This is a genomic window from Thermodesulforhabdaceae bacterium, assembly GCA_037482015.1.
Lineage (GTDB): Bacteria > Desulfobacterota > Syntrophobacteria > Syntrophobacterales > Thermodesulforhabdaceae > JAOACS01.
The window spans coordinates 185,722-206,307 of record JBBFKT010000001.1; the positions used below are offsets into that span (position 1 = coordinate 185,722).

20 protein-coding genes and 1 pseudogene are annotated in these 20,586 nt (G+C 42.4%); 12 read left to right on the forward strand and 9 right to left on the reverse strand.

Annotated features, from left to right (window positions below; all coding sequences use genetic code 11):
* Positions 1-50 precede the first annotated feature (50 nt).
* The gene (locus WHS38_00810) at positions 51-602 is read left to right on the forward strand and encodes a hypothetical protein (GenBank protein MEJ5299512.1); all 552 of its coding nucleotides are present in this window, start codon (positions 51-53) and stop codon (positions 600-602) included.
* A 181-nt stretch (positions 603-783) separates the two neighbouring features.
* Here WHS38_00810 and WHS38_00815 read toward each other — a convergent pair whose 3' ends face one another.
* The 7 genes from WHS38_00815 to WHS38_00845 form a co-directional block, all read right to left on the reverse strand.
* Complete coding sequence (locus tag WHS38_00815) at positions 784-1,452, reverse strand: XTP/dITP diphosphatase (protein ID MEJ5299513.1); 669 nt, start codon at positions 1,450-1,452, stop codon at positions 784-786.
* Positions 1,453-1,464: 12 nt separating this feature from the next.
* Positions 1,465-2,250: a twin-arginine translocase subunit TatC gene (gene tatC, locus WHS38_00820; protein MEJ5299514.1), complete on the reverse strand. Its 786-nt coding sequence runs from the start codon at positions 2,248-2,250 to the stop codon at positions 1,465-1,467.
* Complete coding sequence (gene tatB / locus WHS38_00825) at positions 2,231-2,629, reverse strand: Sec-independent protein translocase protein TatB (GenBank protein MEJ5299515.1); 399 nt, start codon at positions 2,627-2,629, stop codon at positions 2,231-2,233. The genes tatC and tatB overlap by 20 nt, the downstream gene beginning before the upstream one ends.
* Before the next feature lie 4 nt (positions 2,630-2,633).
* The gene (gene ccsB, locus WHS38_00830) at positions 2,634-3,470 is read right to left on the reverse strand and encodes a c-type cytochrome biogenesis protein CcsB (protein ID MEJ5299516.1); all 837 of its coding nucleotides are present in this window, start codon (positions 3,468-3,470) and stop codon (positions 2,634-2,636) included.
* Positions 3,471-3,518: 48 nt separating this feature from the next.
* Positions 3,519-4,862 carry a cytochrome c biogenesis protein ResB gene (locus WHS38_00835; GenBank protein MEJ5299517.1) on the reverse strand — a complete coding sequence of 448 codons (1,344 nt, stop codon included), beginning with the start codon at positions 4,860-4,862 and terminating at the stop codon, positions 3,519-3,521.
* 91 nt (positions 4,863-4,953) lie between these two features.
* Positions 4,954-5,859, reverse strand: coding sequence for a selenium metabolism-associated LysR family transcriptional regulator (locus WHS38_00840; GenBank protein ID MEJ5299518.1), 906 nt, complete (start codon positions 5,857-5,859; stop codon positions 4,954-4,956).
* A gap of 45 nt (positions 5,860-5,904) precedes the next feature.
* On the reverse strand, positions 5,905-6,735 hold the full coding sequence (locus tag WHS38_00845) for a hypothetical protein (GenBank protein ID MEJ5299519.1): 831 nt from the start codon (positions 6,733-6,735) through the stop codon (positions 5,905-5,907).
* Between the two features lie 92 nt (positions 6,736-6,827).
* Here WHS38_00845 and WHS38_00850 point away from each other — a divergent pair, with 92 nt between their 5' ends.
* Genes WHS38_00850 through WHS38_00865 form a run of 4 tightly spaced genes read left to right on the forward strand, consistent with a single transcriptional unit; the run spans position 6,828 to position 9,216 of the window.
* Complete coding sequence (locus WHS38_00850) at positions 6,828-7,751, forward strand: ARMT1-like domain-containing protein (GenBank protein MEJ5299520.1); 924 nt, start codon at positions 6,828-6,830, stop codon at positions 7,749-7,751.
* Between the two features lie 33 nt (positions 7,752-7,784).
* Entirely contained in the window at positions 7,785-8,210 is a 426-nt protein-coding gene (locus WHS38_00855; GenBank protein MEJ5299521.1) for a hypothetical protein, read from the forward strand.
* A gap of 22 nt (positions 8,211-8,232) precedes the next feature.
* Positions 8,233-8,841 carry a 2-oxoacid:acceptor oxidoreductase family protein gene (locus WHS38_00860; protein ID MEJ5299522.1) on the forward strand — a complete coding sequence of 203 codons (609 nt, stop codon included), beginning with the start codon at positions 8,233-8,235 and terminating at the stop codon, positions 8,839-8,841.
* An 18-nt stretch (positions 8,842-8,859) separates the two neighbouring features.
* Complete coding sequence (locus WHS38_00865) at positions 8,860-9,216, forward strand: 4Fe-4S binding protein (protein MEJ5299523.1); 357 nt, start codon at positions 8,860-8,862, stop codon at positions 9,214-9,216.
* On the opposite strand, the gene WHS38_00870 is transcribed toward WHS38_00865, so the two are convergent.
* Entirely contained in the window at positions 9,180-9,956 is a 777-nt protein-coding gene (locus WHS38_00870) for a methyltransferase domain-containing protein (protein MEJ5299524.1), read from the reverse strand. The genes WHS38_00865 and WHS38_00870 overlap by 37 nt on opposite strands.
* 66 nt (positions 9,957-10,022) lie before the next feature.
* Entirely contained in the window at positions 10,023-10,229 is a 207-nt protein-coding gene (locus tag WHS38_00875) for a hypothetical protein (protein MEJ5299525.1), read from the reverse strand.
* Between the two features lie 359 nt (positions 10,230-10,588).
* On the opposite strand from WHS38_00875, the gene cas6 reads away from it, so the two are divergent.
* The 7 genes and pseudogenes from cas6 (at position 10,589) to WHS38_00910 (ending at position 20,344) form a co-directional block, all read left to right on the forward strand.
* Entirely contained in the window at positions 10,589-11,551 is a 963-nt protein-coding gene (gene cas6 / locus WHS38_00880) for a CRISPR system precrRNA processing endoribonuclease RAMP protein Cas6 (protein ID MEJ5299526.1), read from the forward strand.
* Complete coding sequence (gene cas10 / locus WHS38_00885; protein MEJ5299527.1) at positions 11,551-14,046, forward strand: type III-A CRISPR-associated protein Cas10/Csm1; 2,496 nt, start codon at positions 11,551-11,553, stop codon at positions 14,044-14,046. Before cas6 ends, cas10 begins: the two co-directional genes overlap by 1 nt.
* Positions 14,043-14,450 (forward strand): type III-A CRISPR-associated protein Csm2, encoded by a 408-nt coding sequence (csm2, locus tag WHS38_00890; protein ID MEJ5299528.1) that lies wholly within the window; start codon positions 14,043-14,045, stop codon positions 14,448-14,450. Before cas10 ends, csm2 begins: the two co-directional genes overlap by 4 nt.
* Positions 14,450-15,087 (forward strand): annotated as a pseudogene (csm3, locus tag WHS38_00895) (type III-A CRISPR-associated RAMP protein Csm3). Before csm2 ends, csm3 begins: the two are co-directional and overlap by 1 nt.
* 186 nt (positions 15,088-15,273) lie before the next feature.
* Entirely contained in the window at positions 15,274-16,314 is a 1,041-nt protein-coding gene (csm4, locus tag WHS38_00900) for a type III-A CRISPR-associated RAMP protein Csm4 (GenBank protein MEJ5299529.1), read from the forward strand.
* Between the two features lie 14 nt (positions 16,315-16,328).
* Positions 16,329-17,894 (forward strand): type III-A CRISPR-associated RAMP protein Csm5, encoded by a 1,566-nt coding sequence (csm5, locus tag WHS38_00905; GenBank protein ID MEJ5299530.1) that lies wholly within the window; start codon positions 16,329-16,331, stop codon positions 17,892-17,894.
* Positions 17,895-18,097: 203 nt separating this feature from the next.
* Positions 18,098-20,344, forward strand: a complete 2,247-nt coding sequence (locus WHS38_00910; protein ID MEJ5299531.1) for an AAA family ATPase — start codon at positions 18,098-18,100, stop codon at positions 20,342-20,344.
* Positions 20,345-20,586 lie beyond the last annotated feature (242 nt).

Consider the following 20,586-nt stretch of genomic DNA (forward strand, 5'->3'; position numbering starts at 1 on the left):
TATAAGGCTAGAAGAAAATCAAGAGAGTAGCAGGTAGAGGAGTTAGATTAATGGAAGAGCTAAAAATCGAATGTCTGAGTGGCTGCCTCAGTCGTCTGCAAGTGCTGGTTTATTCACCTCAAGGCTCTCTTTTATGGGAAATCAGAGAGATTCCCACAACGAGCTGGCTGGTGCACTTTACAAAGTTCCGCTCGGCTATGGAGCTCTGGCTGGAGTGGAACAGTGCCGATGATACCATGGAAGTGATAATGAAAAGGGATGCTGGGCTTTTCAGACAAAGCTACGAAATCTTTGCCGGCGGGAGCCTTCTCTGGACAATAAAGATGGCAGGATTCTTCGGGGTTAGAACCTGGAAGGTTCTGGACAGACACGGTGAGATTGCAGGTCAGGTGAAATTTGCCAATCCCTTTATTGTAGGGCCTCAAAACGGTTGTGTTGTAAACGCTCGGGGTGAGGTCGTCTCCGAAATACAGTGGTCCTCTCTGGGTATATTTTCTTCTCATCCGAAAGGCAGAGTCTTTCTATTTTCCACAGAGTCCGGAGATCGTATTCTCTCTGTAGGTGCATCACTGATTCGGCTATGTGCTATTCAGCAACGCTAAAAGTAATTCCCCAGTTTATTCCATAGTGACCGATGCATTGTAAGTTTTATGGTTCTCCGTGGTCATATGAAGGTAATTTTTCGATATGAACGAAAAACAAAGCGAATTGTTAAAAACAGAAAAACGGACGGCGAGGACGCCGTCCCTCCAATGACAACCGCCAAACGCCCTCTACCACATCTTAACAATTGTGTTTTTCTTCGTGCCCGTATCCGAGCATACGGCGTTCTTCTTCCAGCCGCTGGCGGATCCAGATAAGCACTTTGTCAAATTCTTTTTGAAGTTCTCTCAGTGCTCTCCCTCGATGGCTTACTGAACTCTTTTCTTCTATTGTCATTTCAGCAAAAGTTTTTCCAAGGGGTGGATAGAAAAAAAGAGGATCATAGCCGAATCCCTGGGTTCCTCGAGGTTCTTCAAGTATTTCACCTTCGCAGTATCCTTCGTAGGTTAGAGCAAAACCCGTGGGCACAGCGATTGAAATTACACAGCAGAATCTTGCCCTACGATTTTTTACGCCGGCCATTTCCATCAGTAACTTGCGGTTGTTTTCCTCGTCGGTTGCATTGGGACCTGCATAGCGGGCGGACCACACACCGGGTGCTCCACCAAGAGCTTCCACTTCTAAACCGGAGTCATCTGCTAAAGCCGGAAGTCCCAGAACCTTTGCAGTAAACGACGCCTTTTTGTATGCGTTTTCTTCAAAGGTTGATCCATCTTCAACTGGTTCAGGGATGGGTCCAAAATCGTTTAGATCTTTCAGTTCGACAGGAAAGTCTTTCAGAAGCGATCTAATTTCCCTTGTCTTTCCTTGATTTCTTGTGGCTACAACAAGAATGATCGGTTCTTTCATGGCGTTTCTCCATCAGTTATCTTTTTTGACTGGTGTTTCCTCACTCGATGCTTTTTCTTGTGGCGGTTTTTTGCCAAAAGCATGTGCAACCCACACACTCAGTTCGTATAAGACCAGAAGAGGAATCGCCGTTATGATCTGGGAAAAGGCATCCGGCGGCGTAATAATGGCAGCGACAATGAAGATGATTAGAACGGCATAGCGACGGTATCGTTTAAGTATTTCGCTCTGGATTATTCCCAATCTTGCCATGAAGAAGACGATTACAGGAAGTTCGAATATGAGTCCAAAGGAGAAGAGAAGCTTCATTGTAAAAGAGAGGAATTCTCGAGTTGAAATGAAGGGCATGACGTATTCTGAAGCAAAAGAAGTAAAAAACATAAAGCCAAAAGGTAGAGCCACGAAATAAGCAAAGGCTACACCGCTTGCGAAGAAAAATATCGAAACCATAACAATCGGGAAGAGGTATTTTTTCTCATGTTCGTATAGCCCAGGAGCTACAAATCGCCAGAATTCAAAGACTATGACCGGCATAGCCAGAAATATACCGGCGATAAAAGATACCTTCATGTAAACTAGAAAAGCTTCCTGTGGGGCGGTATAGATGAGATGCTGGGAATGTTCGGATGGAAGAGCTTTTAATAGAGGAAGGACGAGTATTTTAAGAATTTGTTCTTTGAAGGAATAGCAAATAATAAAACCTACACCTATTGCCAGGAAGCATCGGATAAGGCGAATTCTAAGTTCTTCCAGATGTTCTAAAAAGGGGGTCTTATCTTCAGGTTTCTTTACTGACATTTTTCTCAGTTTCTTCTAATTTTTTGCCATTCTGCGCTGAAGGCAAAGCGCCTTCTTGAACCGGGAGAGTCTTTCGTTTTTCTTCAGAACCTTGATTGTCCCCGGGTTTTTCTTTTGAATCATCCTGTTTAGCCTGATGGGCTTCAGTGTATTCTTCCGGGATCTTTCTAATGCCACTTCGAGCTTTTTCGTATTCTTCCTTAAATTCCTTCACCACTTCGTTAGACTCAACAGCGTCTTTGACCTCAGCCATAGCTCTTCGAAATTCGGCAAAGGCTCTACCAAGAGCTCGCCCGACCTGGGGCAGATTCTTCGGTCCCACAACTATAAGAGCTACCAAAAGTATTACTATGATCTCTTGAAAGCCTATATCAAACATGGGGTTACCTCGATCCGTAAGAGTGGAGACCGCTTAGCCAAAAGTTAACCCCGAAGTATGTGAAGAGCACACAACCGAACCCAACAACTGAAAGGATGGCTATCCTGCGGCTGGACCAGTTTTGAAGAGAGCGAGCGTGAAGGATAGCGGCATAAACGAGCCAGGTTATAAGAGACCATGTTTCCTTAGGGTCCCAGCTCCAGTAGCTTCCCCATGCGCTATTAGCCCAGACGGCTCCTGTAAGAATTCCTATTGTTAGCCATAGAAAACCAAAAATGATGACCTGGTGGTTGAACTTATCTAGGTTTTTTGCATCCGGAATAAATTTGAAAAGCCCACGATCTTCGTATTTTGTTTTGACAATATATGCCATACTTGCACCGAAGGAGACCGCAAAGGCAGCGTAGCCGAGAAAGCAGGTAATTACATGAGCAGTAAGCCAGTTGCTTTTGAGAGCCGGTATAAGCGGTTGTATGCGGCTTTCCACGTTAGGTGAAAAAGATGCATAGGCCATTGCGAGAAAAGCCAGTAAAGAAGGAATAATTCCGATTTCGATTATCCGCCATTTGCGTAAAAACAGGAGATACACGAACATAATCGACCATGAGCCAAAAACAAGAGATTCATAAAGGTTTGAAAGAGGGATATGACCAATACCTAAATCGTAGGATTCCTTCCATCTGAGCATCATGCCTGCTAACTGGGCAATCAGCACTATGATAGATCCAATTACGGCAAGCTTTCCAAAAAAAATGCGTCTGAAGACCAGCAGTCCCATGTAAAGGATGCTACAAATAAGCCACCCATAAGTTGTAAGGCTCAAGATGAAGGAACTATTCATAACGTGTTTCATCTCCCCGTTCGGCTCTGAAGAACTCTATCTCGCTTATTATAGGATTTTTTCAATGCCGATACAAAAATTTGAAAAATTTTCATCAGTCAAACCGCTTTTGTTGCTTTTCATAGCAACATGAATTTTCGTGCTGTTCCCTGTCTCCTCCACGACGCACCAGACCTTTGTGGCCCTTCCATAAAATGTTGCCAGAATGAAAACCACCAACCCTAAGAAACCTATCAGCACAAGCCACACACCTGGGTCTCGCTTTACCTGTAAGCCTGTATAATATGTTGGTTCAACGTCCAGGACGGCCACTCTGTAATCTCCGATTCGGTTACCATGAAAGTTTGGATGTTTTACTAGAATCCAGCTTGCTTGAGGCTCTTTTCCTTCTTCAAGCATTCCTATTGCTATAGCAGGTCCAAATCCTCCAAATTCTTCTCGATAATCCATAAGCTGAACAACTGCATTTTTGCCAGGAATGACTTCTTCGCTTTCTGTGGTTAGTTCAAGTTTTATCTCCTCGTTAGTTCTTTCATCAGTGAAGTTAACAATAGCTCGCTTGATGATAGTTCCATACGTAGCCTGGTAAAAACTGACATCTCGGTAGGTAAGAGGATCATTGACTTTAATAGCCGCTTTCCTGACTTCTTTCCCATCTTCAAGAATGGTCACTTCGGAAACATATTCGCTTGGCGTTCCATCCGGGTAGAACTGTATGTAAAATCTGTCGCACCGTATTTCAAAGGGAAGTATCATTATTTTGTCTTTACGCAAGAGATTTACAACGCTGGTTGAATCACCTTCAAGGATAGCCATTGTGCCCTTAAAGCCGAGAACGGATCCTGCAAAAGCTCCAATTAAAATTAAAAGGACGGAAGCATGGACGCCATAAACGGAAAACAAAAAAACTTGGCCTTTAGTAAAGACCCCAGCCCATCTTTGCTCTCGATTGATCTCCTTTAGCGTTTTCCAGCGGTTGATATTGAAAAAATTTTTCAGTTGAGATGTGACTTCGTCGAGATTTTTCTGGCTGGTAAATTCTGAGAAGTTACTAAATTTTCTTAGCCTTTCGGGATGAAGGTCTTTATCTTCGTGGCTCCAAAGTTTAAGAGTTTTTGGAAAGCGCTCGGCGGTGCAAAGAGATATGTTAACAGCGAGAATTCCGATAAGGGCCTGGAACCATAAGGAATGATAAAGATCAGTAAGCCCGAGCAGAATAATTACTCGGGCTTTTAAGGATGTTTCTCCGTAGAGAGCCAAGATTCCTTCTTCTGTCATACCCTGAGGAAGAAGAGTTCCAAGAATGGATGCTACTGCAAGCAAAAGCAGGATTATTACGGCACACCGAAGAGATGTCAGAAAGCGATAGCAACTGTTCAAAATCTGCTTCATGAAAGATTCTATCCCCTTTCCCCTGTTTCAACTTTTCAGAAGAATATCTTTTATGACTTTGCCATGCACGATAGCAACAAAATTCTTTGTCTCACGTGGATGAATTGCTTGAGAAAACGAATTCTTTGAAGGTTTTTGCTATTGGAGAAAGGTGACGCTTTTTATGGGTTACGATGTAGAAAGGACGCTCAATGTGTAGTCCTTCAACATCCACTATAGCAATAGAACCTCGCTCCACGTCTTCTGCAACCGCCCGATATGAAATGATAGACGCCCCAATACCGGCCTTGATGCCTTGTCGAACTGCTTCTGTGCTTCCAAGTTCAGCAACTATTCGGAGCTTTTCAATGTCTATATCGACTTTATCCAGCGCTTCTTCTGTTACTTTTCTTGTGCCGGAACCCTCTTCGCGAAGTATAAGGTCAATCTCCTTGAGTTCTTCTAACTTGATGGAGCCTTTTTTTACGAAAGAACTGGACGGATGAACTGCAAGAACCAGGGTGTCTTTCCATATTTCTTGCCATTCTAGACGAACATCCTGCCAGATTGCCCCTGTGAAGCCCACTTCGATGCGCCCTTCAAGAAGCATGTTTACAATGTTTTTTGATCCTGAGATGGAAATTGTTGTAGAAATTGACGGAAAGGCATTGTGAAACCTGCCAACGATTCCTGGCAAAATGTAAGTTCCCGGTATGGTGCTTGCCCCAATTAGAAGGTTTCCTGAAAGTGCTCCTCGGAAGTGTTCGAGAGCCTGGATAGCTCTACGGCGTAAATCAAGCATCTTTCTAGCGTATTCGTATAAAATCATACCTGCTTGAGTTGGAGTAACTTCCCGACCTGTGCGGTTGATGAGCTTCTCTCCCACGGTTTCTTCAAGATAACGTATGTGCTCACTAACTGTGGGTTGAGACAGGAACATCATCTCTCCCGCCTTTGTAAAGCTTCCGGTTTCAATAACTTTGCACAAGACTTCCAGACGATGCAAATCAAGGTTCATGGGTTGCTTCCTCCTTCATTTTGTAATTTATCCACTCTTTGCACTTCACCTGGCCTTATCATAAGCCTTGGCAAAGAGGAAACAGAGTTTGGATACAATTTCCTCTGCCTTTTCCAAGTCTTCGGCATTCTGAAAGTTTGAACCCAGGCTTAAAAATATTCTGTGATAGGGAGATTTGTTTCGATTGAAGCTGGAGTAGGGGATTTCTATTTCGAAATATTCTTCGCCTTTGAAAATATATTTTCCGAAGCTGTCTGTATTTTGAAGTCGGAAGGGCCATGATAGCTTTAGGTTCCAGAAGGACTGAATTATTCGCTTTAGGTTTTCGTGTTGGGCTACTACGAGAGGATCAATGGCTTCCCCGACCAGGTCTGAAAGAACCGTAAAAACACCTTTTACTAAATCTATGTCTGTTATGGTTAAACCGTAGAGATACCAATCTTCAACAGTTTCTATAACTAACCGCTGTTCGACGGCTGTAAGGTAGAAGTAGGAAAGGCAGTAATGATTTTCGCAGAGTTCTGCTCCGTAAAAGCTGTAGTCTCTTAGGTCCTTTCCAAAATGTTGGGATGGATGAAGAAGACACCCAACTTTTTGTTGATATTTATCTATAAACCCAGCAAATTCGCAATTGAAGATAGTAGTGAACAGCTTATCAGATCCGTTGTAGATATTTCGAGACCTTTCGGAATAACTTTCCAAAGCATTCCCATTAGGATTGGAATGGCTCAGGGTGATGATAGAAGCCGTGTTTTCCCGAAGTCTTTTTGTCACATCTTCTCTGTTGTTTCGGCGAAAGTTGTAGATGCCGCAACAGGCGGCGCAGGATTTTTTACCGTCCGGTTGACAAAGATGATAAGGAAATTTGCTTTCCATGTTGTTCTTCGCTTTAGAATTTGTTATCCCTTAAGCCGATTTTTTGAAGTAGATCGATGGAAAATTTCCATAAGGATTGAGAAGAATGCAATATGAATTTGCATGATACTAAAAAGCTTTGGAAGACTTCTATTCCTGCATTTTGCGTCGGATGCCTTGAAAGGCTTGTAGAGCTTACCGTAAAAGAAGCCACTCAGGACGAATCTATCCGTAAACAAGCTTCAATAGCCGCCTATCAGGTTATTCAGGAATTCCGAGCAATTCCTTCAATAACTCCCGCTCAAATTGCCAACCACTTTCATCCAATAATTAAGCAAATTTGCAAAAATGACGATCCTTTCAGGTTGCGCAAAGTTAAGGAAATGGCAACAGCTAGGGAACTAGTTAAAAAATATCCTCCAAAGAGCGATCGGCTTGACGATTTGATAGTTTACGCTCTTATGGGAAACAGCATAGACTTCTTTAGAGACCCGGATGAGCTTGAATTGTCCTTGCAAAGAGTTCCGAGAATTGCTTGTAACAATATTTCTTCGCTTGTGGAAAGAATTATAAAGGGGGACGTTTCCTGCATCATTGTGCTTGCGGACAATGCCGGGGAGGTTTATTTTGATATGCCGGTTCTTGGAAGCCTTGTATCTCGCGGACTGAATATCTTCTACGCCGTAAAAGCCGCTCCCGTGCAGAACGATCTCAGCGTAGAAGATCTAGTTCGTGAGGGGCTTAAAGATAGACTTGATGAAATGGGAATACGAGTTATCAGTACTGGAATTGATTCGGTGGGGTTGGATTATAATCGGGTGTCGGCAGATTTCAGAAACATCTATGATAGGGCCGATGTTATTTTGGCAAAGGGCATGGGTCACTTTGAAACACTTGGTAAATTCCAGGATGAGCGGATCTTTTTCCTTTTTGAAGCCAAGTGTCCTACAGTTGCTGACACCATTGGGTTATCAATCGGTGATTTTGTGGCATGCTGGAAAAGTTCTTTAGACGAATTGATGAAATGGTCCCGATAAAACTTGGCGTGGGGTTAAAAAGGGAAAAACGATATGGATGAAATATTCAAAGACATAGAAGAAATCATCAGGATGTTTGTTTCAACTTGGGAATCTATCCCATCTTTTTACAGAAAAGACCAGACTATAAAGAGAACTCTTCAGTGCAAGCTTTATTCTTACATGGCATCGAAAGGATTGGATGTTATTGCCGACTATTTTCCACCAAGAGTTTCCGATCGCCCTGTGGACATAATCGTTGTTGATAAGGCTGATCCTAAGAAAATACTATTAGCTATCTGTGTGGATGAATTAGTGACCCTTAATGCCGTTAAAAGTCTTTCTGCCTTTGATTCAGAACGAAAAATCATTTTCACCACTCATCCGCTTGAAAAAAAGGTTAAGGAAAGCACCTTTTTCCTTAGACCGGACATAGAACATTATCATATAAAGGGACCTCAGCCCGCACAGCTTTTCTGAATAGGAGGGGGTAATTGTTAAAATGGTAAGAACACAAATAGAAATCCGATGGCACGGTCGAGGGGGACACGGAGCAGTAACCGGAGCAATGATCCTTGCTCAAGCAGCCTATTATGAGGGATACCGAGGAGTAACGGCGGCTCCGTTTTTTGGCGCAGAACGTCGAGGAGCACCAGTTATTGCTACAAATCGATTTGGGCCTAAACACATAAGAACTTTTTCTCTTGTAACCGAACCTGATATTGTGATCGTGCTTGATGAGACCCTTATTGATATTGTTGACGTTACTTCCGGTCTCAGATCCGATGGAATTATAATTATCAATTCTCCAAAGAACCCAGAAGATTTTGATTTTATTGAGCGGTTCAATGTTGCGACAACCGATGCTTTTCATTGTGCTATTGAAGCAGAACTTGTGGTAGCAGGAACGGTTTTATTCAACACGACAATCCTTGGAGGAGTTTCAAGGGCGACAGAACTTATCTCTATGAGCAGTATAGAGAAAGCATTTTCTCATTTCTTTAACGGTGATGCTCTTGAGAAAAACATCCACGGAGCCAGGCTTTCCTTTGATCGCACAAAGCTTTATAAACCATGCGGGCTTCGATGTGAACCTGACGTGAATTCATAAAATCGGGAGGAGAAAGAAATGTCAGAAGATCTGAAAAAGTTTGATCCTTTTATCTTTGCTCACGGACGACTCTGCAAAGGAGAAGCTGGGAAAACAGGAACGTGGAGAAACTATCGTCCCATTATTGATCACTCGCTGTGCACACCAAGCAAAAATCAGCGTCCATCTTGTTTTCTTTGCTGGCTCTATTGTCCCGAGGGAGTTGTGACTCGAACCATTCCCGTCACAATAGACTACGATTATTGCAAAGGATGCGGAATCTGCGCAGAAGAATGCCCAGCAAAGGCTATTCGGATGGTTGATGAACATTTAAATGAAGAAACTGGCGAGAAAAATGTTCAGACATCCAGCTGCAAGGAACAGGTAGCACGATAAAAAAGATTGTCGATAGGATCCTGCTCGTGGAAAGTTAGGGAGACGAAACCTGCTTCTCTCGCGATGCTGTTAAGTTCTTCCTCTGTGATAGCGCCACCGATGCACCATACCCAGCTGGACTGCTCTGAAGATATTTCATGGGGAAGTTCCTTATAAGCAAACAGGTCGGAGATAAGAAGAATTCCGCCTGGTTTTAATACTCGAGCTACTTCTCCAAGCAGTTTTTCTTTCTCCGTGCAAATGTTGAATACTCCGTTCATCATCACAACATCGAAAGTTTTCAACCTGAAGGGAATGGAAGATGCATTTGCGCAGATCCAGAAAAATTTTGCTTCTGCATCATGAAGCGATTCAGTTGTTTCGATCCATTGCTTGGACTGAACGAGTGAAGAAAAAGCGATGTCGATGTTTATAACTACAAAGCTTTTGTCTAAATGAAGTGCCCCAAGATAGAATCCGTTTAGTCCAACCCCACTTCCGAGATCCAGGATTTTAGCTTCCGGAGAGATTGAAAGGTATTTTAAGGGACATCCGCAGGGATAAGCCAGATCCCATGGGAAGTCCCACAGCTTGCAAAGAATATCCTCTCGATACCCAAGTCTAACTAGTCGGGATATGCCCCCTATAGACACCGATGGCTTTATCCTGCCGCTATAAAGCTCTTCGTAAAACATTTTGGCCGATAAAGGGTTGATAGCTTTTTCCATGACATTTATAAGTGGTCTATTGAGAAATAGCAAAAAACCCCTATTGCCCTAGCTTGGACAGAAAGATCTAAAAGATTTAATCTTTAACCGTTTAGGATCTTATTTTCTGTTATTCCATCGAGAATATTTTTTACGGCGGCGTGGTTTCAAAAAATCAACTCTAATAAATTCCTTTCCATTTACGAAAGACACATAAAGCGGATAGATGTTAAACTCGCGTTGAACTACCGACTGAATGGTTTTAAGATCGGAAGCTTTTGTGATGCCGTATTTCTTGTAATCTTCCGTTTTGATGTAAAGAGACATACTCGATAAATTACCTCGTCATATTGGTTTTTGTTATGACTATGTGCCTAACCCGTATTTATTTTAGGCATATATTGGCGGCATGTCAAAAGAAAACGGGAATTGGGAAGACTGTGTGCCAGGATAATAATTAATGAGCCCTTGAGAAACTTTGAAGTATCTGATGTTGAACCCAAGGCTTTAGCAGAGCCGATTTTTTAAAATTATTTTTTTAAGATTTTGAAAATTTCAATTTCGGAACCGTATAACCATTATGGTGGAGTTATAATGATCGTTAACTCCGGTTCATCCTGTTTTGTTTTAATGTGAAATTAGGCTTTGGTTGTAGATTGGTTTAGCAAACATATTAGGAGTGGTTTATGGATTCAAAAGCTGAAAATTTTCCAATTCTGCGCCTTGCGATCGAAATAAAGGCCGACACACCCTTGGAAATTCCCCCCTATCCGGGTAGCACTTTGAGAGGTACTCTGGGAGGTGCCCTTAAAAAGATCTGTTGTATTTCAAAACAGCAAACCTGTGATGATTGTCTTATAAAGTCTTCTTGTATTTACGTTTACGTATTTGAAACGCCCATGCTGACTGATTCTTCACTTGGGTTACGATTTCGTCATGCGCCTCATCCCTTTGTGTTAGATGTTCCAGTTGAAGAAACAAAGGTCCTACTTAAGCCTGGCGATACCTGGTCCTTTGGTATAACGGTTTTCGGGCAGGCCATAACCTGGTTACCCTATGTTGTTGCTGCTGTTGAGAAAATGGGGCAGTTAGGTATCGGCAGAGGTCGAGGAAAATTCCAGGTTAACGAAATATGGTCTATTGATGAAAATGGCAAAACCACTGAATTGATATACAGCGATGGAACCTTTAAATTTCCAGAAAAAGTTCTGAATCTACAGGATCTGGGTAAAGGTAAGCAAAAGCTAGGAAACGGTAGATTTAGATTGACTTTTATGACTCCGCTTAGACTTCAATTCAGAGGTGAACTGGTTAATGTTCCGGAATTTCACATATTGGTGGGAAATCTTTTGCAGCGTATAAGCCTTGTAGTCAAAGTGCATTCAGATATGGAGTTTCCCGATTTATCTAAAGAGTTCATCCCTATCGCTCGAGAAGTGAAAATTGTTGAAAACAATACCTCCTGGTATGACTGGAGGCGTTATTCTCACAGGCAAGGTAAAAAGATGCCTTTTGGCGGCATTATAGGTAGTGTCATTTATGAAGGCGATCCTTCCCTGTTTGAACCTTACCTGTCAGCTGGCACAATTTTCCATGTAGGGAAAAACACAGGCTTTGGCTTAGGCCGCTACGAATGGGAGTATGTCTGATGGGAAAAGAACAAATTCTCAGTGAAAGAACTAAATACTGCCTCATGGCTTTATTACATAACCTCTGGCAGTTTCGTGTAAGAGCTTTTCCTGAAGAAAAGGAAAAGCATGAAAATTTGGCATGGCAATGGCTAAGGAAATACTACGATGAAGCTCTATTGAGAACCTTTTTTCAGCCTGAATCAGATAAGAATTTAAGGCACTTAAATGTTCATGCGATTTTTCTTGAAGCCATAAGATGTGTTGGTTCAGTTTCGCATGAAGATGTGAATAATGATGCCCTGGATGCTGAATTGCGGCTCTTAAATCCGTTCAGCCGGGTTCGTAATCCTCAAGAACTCGACCCGTCCACCTTTCCCGATGCGACATATTTGCCCCTTCCAGTTATTCAAGACGGAGTTTTGAAGTTTGGCTGGCATGTGCCGGCGAAGGATAAAATAGGAAATAAAACCGAAGATTATCGTAAACTGTGGAGCTCTTTTGAGGATGAGCTGGAACACTTAAAAAATAGAGATCTTATTATGAACGTCGATGCGGTTTTGCATCTGCTTGATAAATACACTAGTTGCATACCTTCGAGTGGCACAATTGGCGTCATAGGAAGGGCTGATCAAGAAAAGATTGTCGATATATCTTTATTTGATAATGCTCGGACTACCGCTGCCATTATGCTTTGCCTACTTGATTATTATTCTGAAAAGTATGGCGAAGATTTTAATAATAAGCCTCTCGATAGCGAAATTATAAGCGACGAAAATCAAGTCAAAGATATAGAGAAGCCTTTTCTTCTTGTTGGCGGTGACATCTCCGGTGTTCAGCGTTTCATATATACAATAACGTCTAAAGGAGCGCTGAAATCACTCAAAGGTCGATCCTTCTTTTTGGAACTTCTTCTTGAACATACCGTTGACCAACTTCTCGAAAAACTTGAGCTGTTCAGGTGTAATGTTGTTTTCACAGGAGGAGGTCATTTTTATCTGATTTGCCCGAATACAAAAAAAGCTCGTTCTGGAATTGAAGATGTTGCAGGGGATATTAACGATTTCTTGCGCAAAAATTTCGCTGCATCTCTGGAATTGTTCATTTGTTACGAACCTTTTAGCAAAGCTGAGTTAAAAAACGTTTCCCCGATTTGGCGCCGACTTTCTGAAAAACTTGAAGCAGTAAAAAAGAGACCCTGGGAGAAATATCTGGATCACTTTTTCTCTGCGCCTGAAGAGCCTCACCCGGATTGCTATACTGCAAAGTGCGATGTTTGCGGACGTGAAGATGTGCCTCTAATGAGTTTGAAGGAGGGAGTGATTGAAGAAGTTAAGGTTTGTAAAGGATGCAAAGAACAGTTCTTGCTCGGAGAAAAGTTACATAAGGCATCACGTTCTAGAGGCAAACCAGTGATTTACCGCTGGGATAGTGAAGTCTCCGTTTATGATTTGCAAATAGGTAACAGTTTCTACAAAATATCGGGAGATTACAGCGACGATGTTGGATCAAGCGCTTCAGTAGTTTATCACCTGAACGAATGGGATCTAAATGCTTTTCGCCATAATAAAAGCCGTCCCTTGTTAGCAGGAATTTACATTCCCCCTGATGAAAATATTACTGACCTGGAAACTATGGTTGACAAAAGTTACGGGATGGAACGCCTGGGCGTCCTCCGTATGGACGTGGATTATCTTGGAAGGATTTTCTCCAGATCTGTTCCTGAAAATGAAAGGAATTTTAGTCTTATGGCGACACTTTCTTATAGACTCAGTCTGTTTTTCAAATACCACCTCAATGGAATACTTTCGGGTCGAGACAACTATCCTCCCAAAACGGTTCTTTTTCCTCGATCGGCTTCTTCCTGCCCGCATAGACTCGTTTCAATAGTTTACTCCGGTGGAGATGACCTTTTCCTTATAGGGCACTGGCTTGATGTGCTGGAAGCTGCCCTTGATGTCCAGAAAGCTTTCAGGGATTTCACTGCGAATCCCTTTATAACGCTTTCCGGCGGCTTTGTTTTTGGTTATTCCCATGATCCTGTTTATCGGCTTGCGGAACTGGCTGGGCGAGCTGAAGGAGAGGCAAAATCCGGCAGAAAAAATGGACAGGAAGATACTCGCAAATCTATTGCCATAACAGAAAACCACGTTTTCCCCTGGAAGTCTCCCAAGGGTGGCGACGTTGAAGCTCTTCAGCAGATTATTTCATATCTTAGTCCCTTTATGAAGCCTGGTTCATCCGGCCGTAGTATGAGTCTTGTTGAGGGTGGACTTTCAATGGGATTTCTTTACCGTCTTCTGGATCTCATGAGAAGATGGCGCAATCTAAATAAATGGATACACCCAAAACTTGCCTATTTATTCGGTCGCACCAGAGTATCAGAAGATTTGAAAGGACACTTAAAGAACTTACAGGATTACGTTTTTTCAACAAAGATAGGAAACGGGGAGCATGTTGAGGTAGGACTGATGCTCTGTATTATGATGATTAGAAGGAGGAGTGATGAGCCATGAATAGCCCTCATAATGAGGATTTTTCGGGATTCATCAATGAAGTTAAAGACTTATCAAAACTTAAAATCGAGAGACTGGTAGAAATTGCGGAAGAGGTAGGCAGAAGAATAAAAGAGAATGTTAGCGTTAATCAAATCAGGCGTTTTCTTGATGGAGCGAGGAAAATAGAGAGTTCCATAAGGAGGGGTGAAGATAAGGAGTGGGAGAAGATAAAAGCTGAAATTGTGCTCCTGAGGCCAAAGCTTGCTTACGCTGCGGGAAGGCATAATCAGGTAAAACCATTAGCAAAACTCCTGGATGCCGCTGTGAAATCTGCAGCGAATAGTAAAGAAAACTTCTTCATATTTCTTAGGTTTGTTGAGTCTATATTTGCTTACCACAAGTTCTACGGAGGTAAGGACTAATGGAACAGGTCAAATCTTCTAGAAAGATTCTGGGAAAAGTGGCCATAGAGGGCACTATTAGATGCATAACAGGTCTTCATATAGGTGCGTCAAAAGAAAACCTTGAAATAGGAACTGTAGATGGTCCTGTTGTCAGAGATCCAATAACAAAGGAGCCGTATATTCCCGGGTCTTCTCTCAAAGGAAAACTCCGAAGCCTGCTTGAAAAAGCATCTCCTGATTTATTACCAAACCGGGACGGTGGCTCTGGAATAAGTCGTCATGAATGTGATGGATGGGAAAGTGGAAGTCAGAAAAACAAGAACTATGGAAAAACATTTGAGTACCCCGGCGCTCTCCATTGTCCCGTATGTCGTATTTTCGGATCTTCTGGCACTAAAAATTATCTTCACGCCTTAAAGTTAGGGATGCCAAGCTTACCAAAGATTCCCGCAAATTGCTTGAAGATATAGATACAGGTCTTCTTTTTACTGAATGGAAATTTGAAAATAGCATAGACCGTGTTACTTCTGCAGCAAATCCAAGAAACCTTGAACGCGTTCCTGCAGGATCTGAGTTTGAATTTCAAATGATTTACGATGTTGAGGATCTTGAGCAGATGAAGCAAGATCTAAAGAATCTTCAATTCGCTATGCGACTTCTTGAGGACGATACGCTAGGCGGGCATGGATCAAGAGGTTATGGTCATATTAAGTTCAACATCAGGAAGATTGAGGCTCGCCGCCTTGAGTTTTATCGTCAGGCTGGAAACGGAGTTAAATCATTCAACAGTCTTAACGAACAGGAACTGGACCATATAGCCCAATTTTTCGGGGAGTAAGCAATGAAGGCTTTCTTTTACCGTCTTAAATTTCCCTGGGGAGTCCATTTTGGGCAACATGGTATAGGTCTTGAGGAAAGTTCAATTGTTCTCAGTTCCGATTCTCTCACTTCAGCTCTCGTTAATGCCTGTGCCGTTATTGGTAAAGCAGATGAAATTATAAATGCTCTTTCCAGCAATCCACCAGTTCTTACACTGAGTAGCCTTTTCCCCTATGGACCTGTTTTCGAAAATGGTCGTGCCAGGCAAGCTTATGCTTTTCCGAAACCTTTGGACAACCCCCCGCTGTCTGAAGATGCCCGGGAATATCTTAGATCTAGCGGTAAAGATATAAAAAAGCTACGGTATATCGAGAGCAAAGACCTCATTATGTGGCTGGGGAAAGAACCTCTTTCTGCAAAAGATCTCAGCAACATTAAGAATAGAGGGATGGCATTAGCAAAACCTTATAATGCCGATGATAGGTCAGGCTGGTATGTAATAGAATTAAGACCCCGCGTGGCTTTAGATCGCGATACCTGCAACAGTTCCATATGGTATTGCAGTATTGTGAGGTTTGTGGAAAGTGCAGGACTTTTCGGACTGGTAACTGTGGAAGATGATAAGCACTTAAAGTTTCTGGAAAATGCCTTCATTTTGCTTGGTGAAATGGGCTTGGGAGGCGAAAGAACATACGGTATCGGTTCTTTCGAATTTCAGGGATTCGAGCCATTAGAAAATCTGTTACCTGAATTTACCACCCTTTTTTCTGATAGATACCTTCTACTTTCACGCTATTTTCCTCGAAAAGACGAAATAACAACACTTTCGGAACAGTTGCTTGCCTGGACTATAGAAGAAAATCGGGGATTCGTTTCTTCTGGTCGGTATGGAACTACCCTTAAACGGAAACGACTGTTTCTTTTTGCTGAAGGAACCGTTTCTCGGAAGCCTTTCCAGGGTTGCCTGGTTGATGTCACTCCGCAGATAGGCCCTTCAATGGGACTTGATCATAAAGTCTTCAGAAGCGGGCTGGGCTTTTGGTTTCCTTTGCCACGTTTATAAAGACGAGGAAAACTATGAAACCGAGCGAGTGTTTCGAAGTTGCCAGAATTAGACTAACTGTTATTACTCCTGTTTTTATAGGTTCTCGCTTAGGCATCCTGTATCCCATGGAATTCTTTTTTTATCAGAACCAGGTTTACGTCGTTAATGAAGAGAAACTGGGAAGATTTCTAATAGAAAAAAATCTTATGGATAAGTTTATTAATGAGGCGTTTTCGGGGAATTTGAGGCGAGATGGGATCTTGCAGTTTATTCAGAAAAATACAGGTGGAAGTAATCTGCCGAACCTCATGTCTTTGTCTTCCTACTCTGTTCCCGGAGGCAGTGCAAAGATGGGAGAATTTCGTCCCTTTATCAGGGACGGATTAAATAGGATTTACATTCCTGGAACGTCCATAAAAGGTGTTATGAGAACTGCAGTTTTATATAACGTTGTCAAAAATAACATTGGATCATGGGAAAAAAAGATTGATGAGCAAATCAAAGAAGCTCGCAACCGGGAAAGAGGAAAGACCTTTTCCAGTGAAATGCAGAAGAGTTTTTTACAATCTTTTACCCTTGCTGGCTCGCCGGTAAATGATCAAAATAAAGACATTCTTAGATGCCTTATTGTTCGGGATGCTTATCCAATAGGAAAGCCAGAAGTTAAAGTTATTCCCATCAGGGTTCTCTGTAAGAGGAAAGAAGGGAATTTTTACTGGAGCACTGGTTCTTCACGAAATGGCGAGATTGTCATCTGGGTTGAGGCAGTAGTGGGCGGGATCTTTGAAACCGAAATTGTCTGGGATTACGCACTTTACCAGAAATTTTCTGAAAAAAATAGAACTTTGCCAGTAACATGTATAAAAGATGTGCTCAAGTGCGTGTCTCAAATGCAAACAGATGTTATGAAGCATGAAATTGAGTTCTTTAAAGTCAAAAAAAGCAGCGACATTGCCGATAGTGCCGCAAGTTCTTTAAGGAACTGGTATCAAAATGCCCTGAATGGATCTTGGTTAAGAATTGGCTATGGCTCTGGCATGCTTTCAACAACGGTGGATTTACTCTGGAATGAGAGTCTGCGTCAGAAAATTAGAAACATTTGTGGTAAAGACCGAAGGGATGATCCTGCTCCCAAAAGCAGAAGAGTATGGCAAAGAAATGATGTTCAATGTTTTCCTGTGGGATGGATGAAGCTGGAAGTTTCTTATGGTAAATCCGGTGAAAATTGGGAGATTGTCGAACCACCGGTGAAAGTTGAATTACCGCCTGGTGAAAGTGGTGATAGTATCCAGAAACAGATTTCTGAAGATTCGGCCAGAGGAATTACAGCAAGTCTAAAGATTTCTTCTCGTGAATTGATTTCGGCTCAAACAAGCTCAAAACCGGTTCAGAAGGGACAAACGCGACAGGGAATTTTAATTCGCGAGGGAGATAAATGGGTGGCAAGATTTGAAGGGGATGATAGGCTGGCTGAGATTGAAAACCAGGGTAAAATTCCAGATGCGGCAAAATCAGAGAGTGTGGCTGAATTTTATATAGTAGCTCAAAGCAAGCAAAAGGGAATAATTGCAAGGTTTCAAAAGTTAATAAACAAATAATCTTAATGCTTGCAGATTACCTGGGGCCCTCCAGAATCATTTACCTCTGATTTTTGGAGGGCATCTATTTTTATGGGGAAATCTTAATAAGATTCTTTTCTATATCTCCAAATAGTTTTAACAAATAGTTGGACTGAAATTAGAAAATGAGAAACTAATTCAGTGAAGATTCGTAAGGTTTTCTAATAGATAACGGTGTAATAATGCTAGAGACTGTTCGAGGAGAAGTTGAGAGAATTACTTTTAGAAGCCCTGATGATGGCTATGCAGTGTTAAAGATTTTACCTGCCAGGGGTAAAGAACCCATCGTTGTTGTCGGAAAATTCATGGATATAAACCCCGGCGAAACGATAGAAGTTAAGGGCAGGTGGCGTAACCATCCTCAACATGGGATGCAGCTATACGCCGAATCTTACCGAACGCTCCTTCCCGCCAGCCATGAGGGTATAAGAAAGTATCTTGCTTCTGGGCTTATTAAAGGCATAGGTCCCGTTATTGCAGAAAGGATTGTGGAACGTTTCGGCGTTCAAACCTTTGATGTGATGGAAAACACTCCCGAAAGACTTCTCGAGGTTGAAGGTATTGGCAGCTTCCGGTTGGAGCAGATCAAGAAAGCATGGAGAGAACAAAAAGACATTCGGGAGCTTATGCAGTTTTTACAGGATCACGATATTCCCACAGGCTATGCTCCACGAATCTTTAAACATTACGGCGACCTGTCAATTTCAATTCTAAAAGAAAATCCCTATAGAGTGGCAATGGAAGTAAGCGGGATAGGCTTTCTGACAGCTGATGCTATAGCGAGAAAGCTTGGTATTCCTGAAGATTCTCCCTTGAGAGCTCAGGGAGCCATATTTTATATGCTTCAAAAGCTTGCATCAGAGGGAGGACACACCTGTTTTCCGGAGGACGAGCTTATTTCAATAATAGAGGATCAGTTAAAAATCCCGCGGGAGGTTCTGATTCCAGTTGTTAATGAAATGATCCATCGAGAAAGTCTCGTGCGAGACTGGAGTAAAGAATCCGGGACCGAGAGGGCTCTTTTATATCTTCCCGGGCTTTATACTTGCGAGGTGATGGCAACAAAAAGGCTCTTAGAACTCAGAAAACACGTGCTTCGCCTTTTGTTGCCTCAGGACTTTTTCGATAGAGTAGAAGAAAAGCTTTCTTTTAAGCTGGATGAAGATCAGCGAAAGGCTCTCATTACAGCACTTACCAGCAAGATTACAATCATCACGGGAGGACCCGGCACCGGTAAAACGACTCTGGTCAAGGCGATCACCATAGCCTGCAACTTGTTAGGGCTTCGTGTGCTTCTTGCTTCGCCCACGGGTCGAGCAGCAAAAAGGCTTGAAGAGGTTACTCGTAATCGAGCCGCTACTATTCATCGTTTGTTAGAGTTTAGCCCTAGAGGAAAAGCTTCTAGAGAAGATCTGCCAGAAAAAAAACAACCTAACGGGAAAATAAGCAAGGCTAAAGAAGGTGGTTTCCTCAAGAATGCATCTTCTCCATTGAAAGGGGATATGCTGATCCTGGATGAAACTTCAATGATAGACCTTCCTCTCCTTCACCATCTTCTTAAAGCTGTGCCCAACAACATGTCTGTTGTTTTCGTTGGAGATGTCGATCAATTGCCATCTGTTGGGCCAGGCAACGTGCTTCGAGATCTTATTGAATCCGGGCTTTTTACTGTTGTGAGACTTTCAACTATACATCGTCAGGCGAAGCATAGTCAGATAGTTGTGAATGCACACCGAGTTATTGAAGGGAAAATGCCAATAACTCCTTCTGTAAAAGATCAAAAACAGCAGAAAAGCGATTTCTACTTCATCTATCGTGAAAACCCAGAAGAAATAGCCAGTCTGATTGTAAGACTTTACTGCGATCGCATCCCAAAAGGTTTCGGTTTTGAGCCCATCCATGACATTCAAGTTATTACCCCGATGAATAAGGGAGTTCTTGGATCGTCAAATTTGAACCGCCTTTTACAGGATGCGCTCAATCCCCGCGGGTTTCAAATAGAAAGGGGAGGGCAAAGATTCCGGGTAAACGATAAGGTCATGCAGACAAAAAATAACTATGACAAAGATGTTTATAATGGTGACATGGGCATCATAAAGCTTGTTGATCTTGAGAATCAGGAAGTCACCGTGGATTTCTACGGAAGAAAAATTAAATACGATTTTTCTGAACTTGATGAATTAACCTTAGCTTACGCCATAAGTGTTCACAAATCACAGGGAAGTGAATATCCGGCTGTTATCATTCCTGTGGTGACACAGCACTACGTTATGCTTCAAAGGAACCTTCTTTATACAGCGATTACTAGAGGGAAAAAACTGGTTGTTCTGGTGGGAACTCATAAAGCTACAGCTATAGCGGTTAGGAACTCTTCTATTCAGAGGCGCTTTTCTTTGTTTAAAGAACGATTGAAAAGCCAGCTTGTTTGATGAAGTGTTCTATTTTTATCGTAGGGGATGTGACTGAACCAGTGTGAGATTAGTTTGGCACTATTGTATATACGCCATCAGACCATACATCTTATGTCATCCTTTCGTGTTACCCCGTCTCGCCCGGCTGTCACGCCATGCGTCATACAGCGCCCCAGCAAGCAGCAGGGGAAGCGATACGAGAAAAACGATAAACGGCAAAACCCCGAACGCTGTGGCGGTAAGCAGTCCAAATGTCCCAA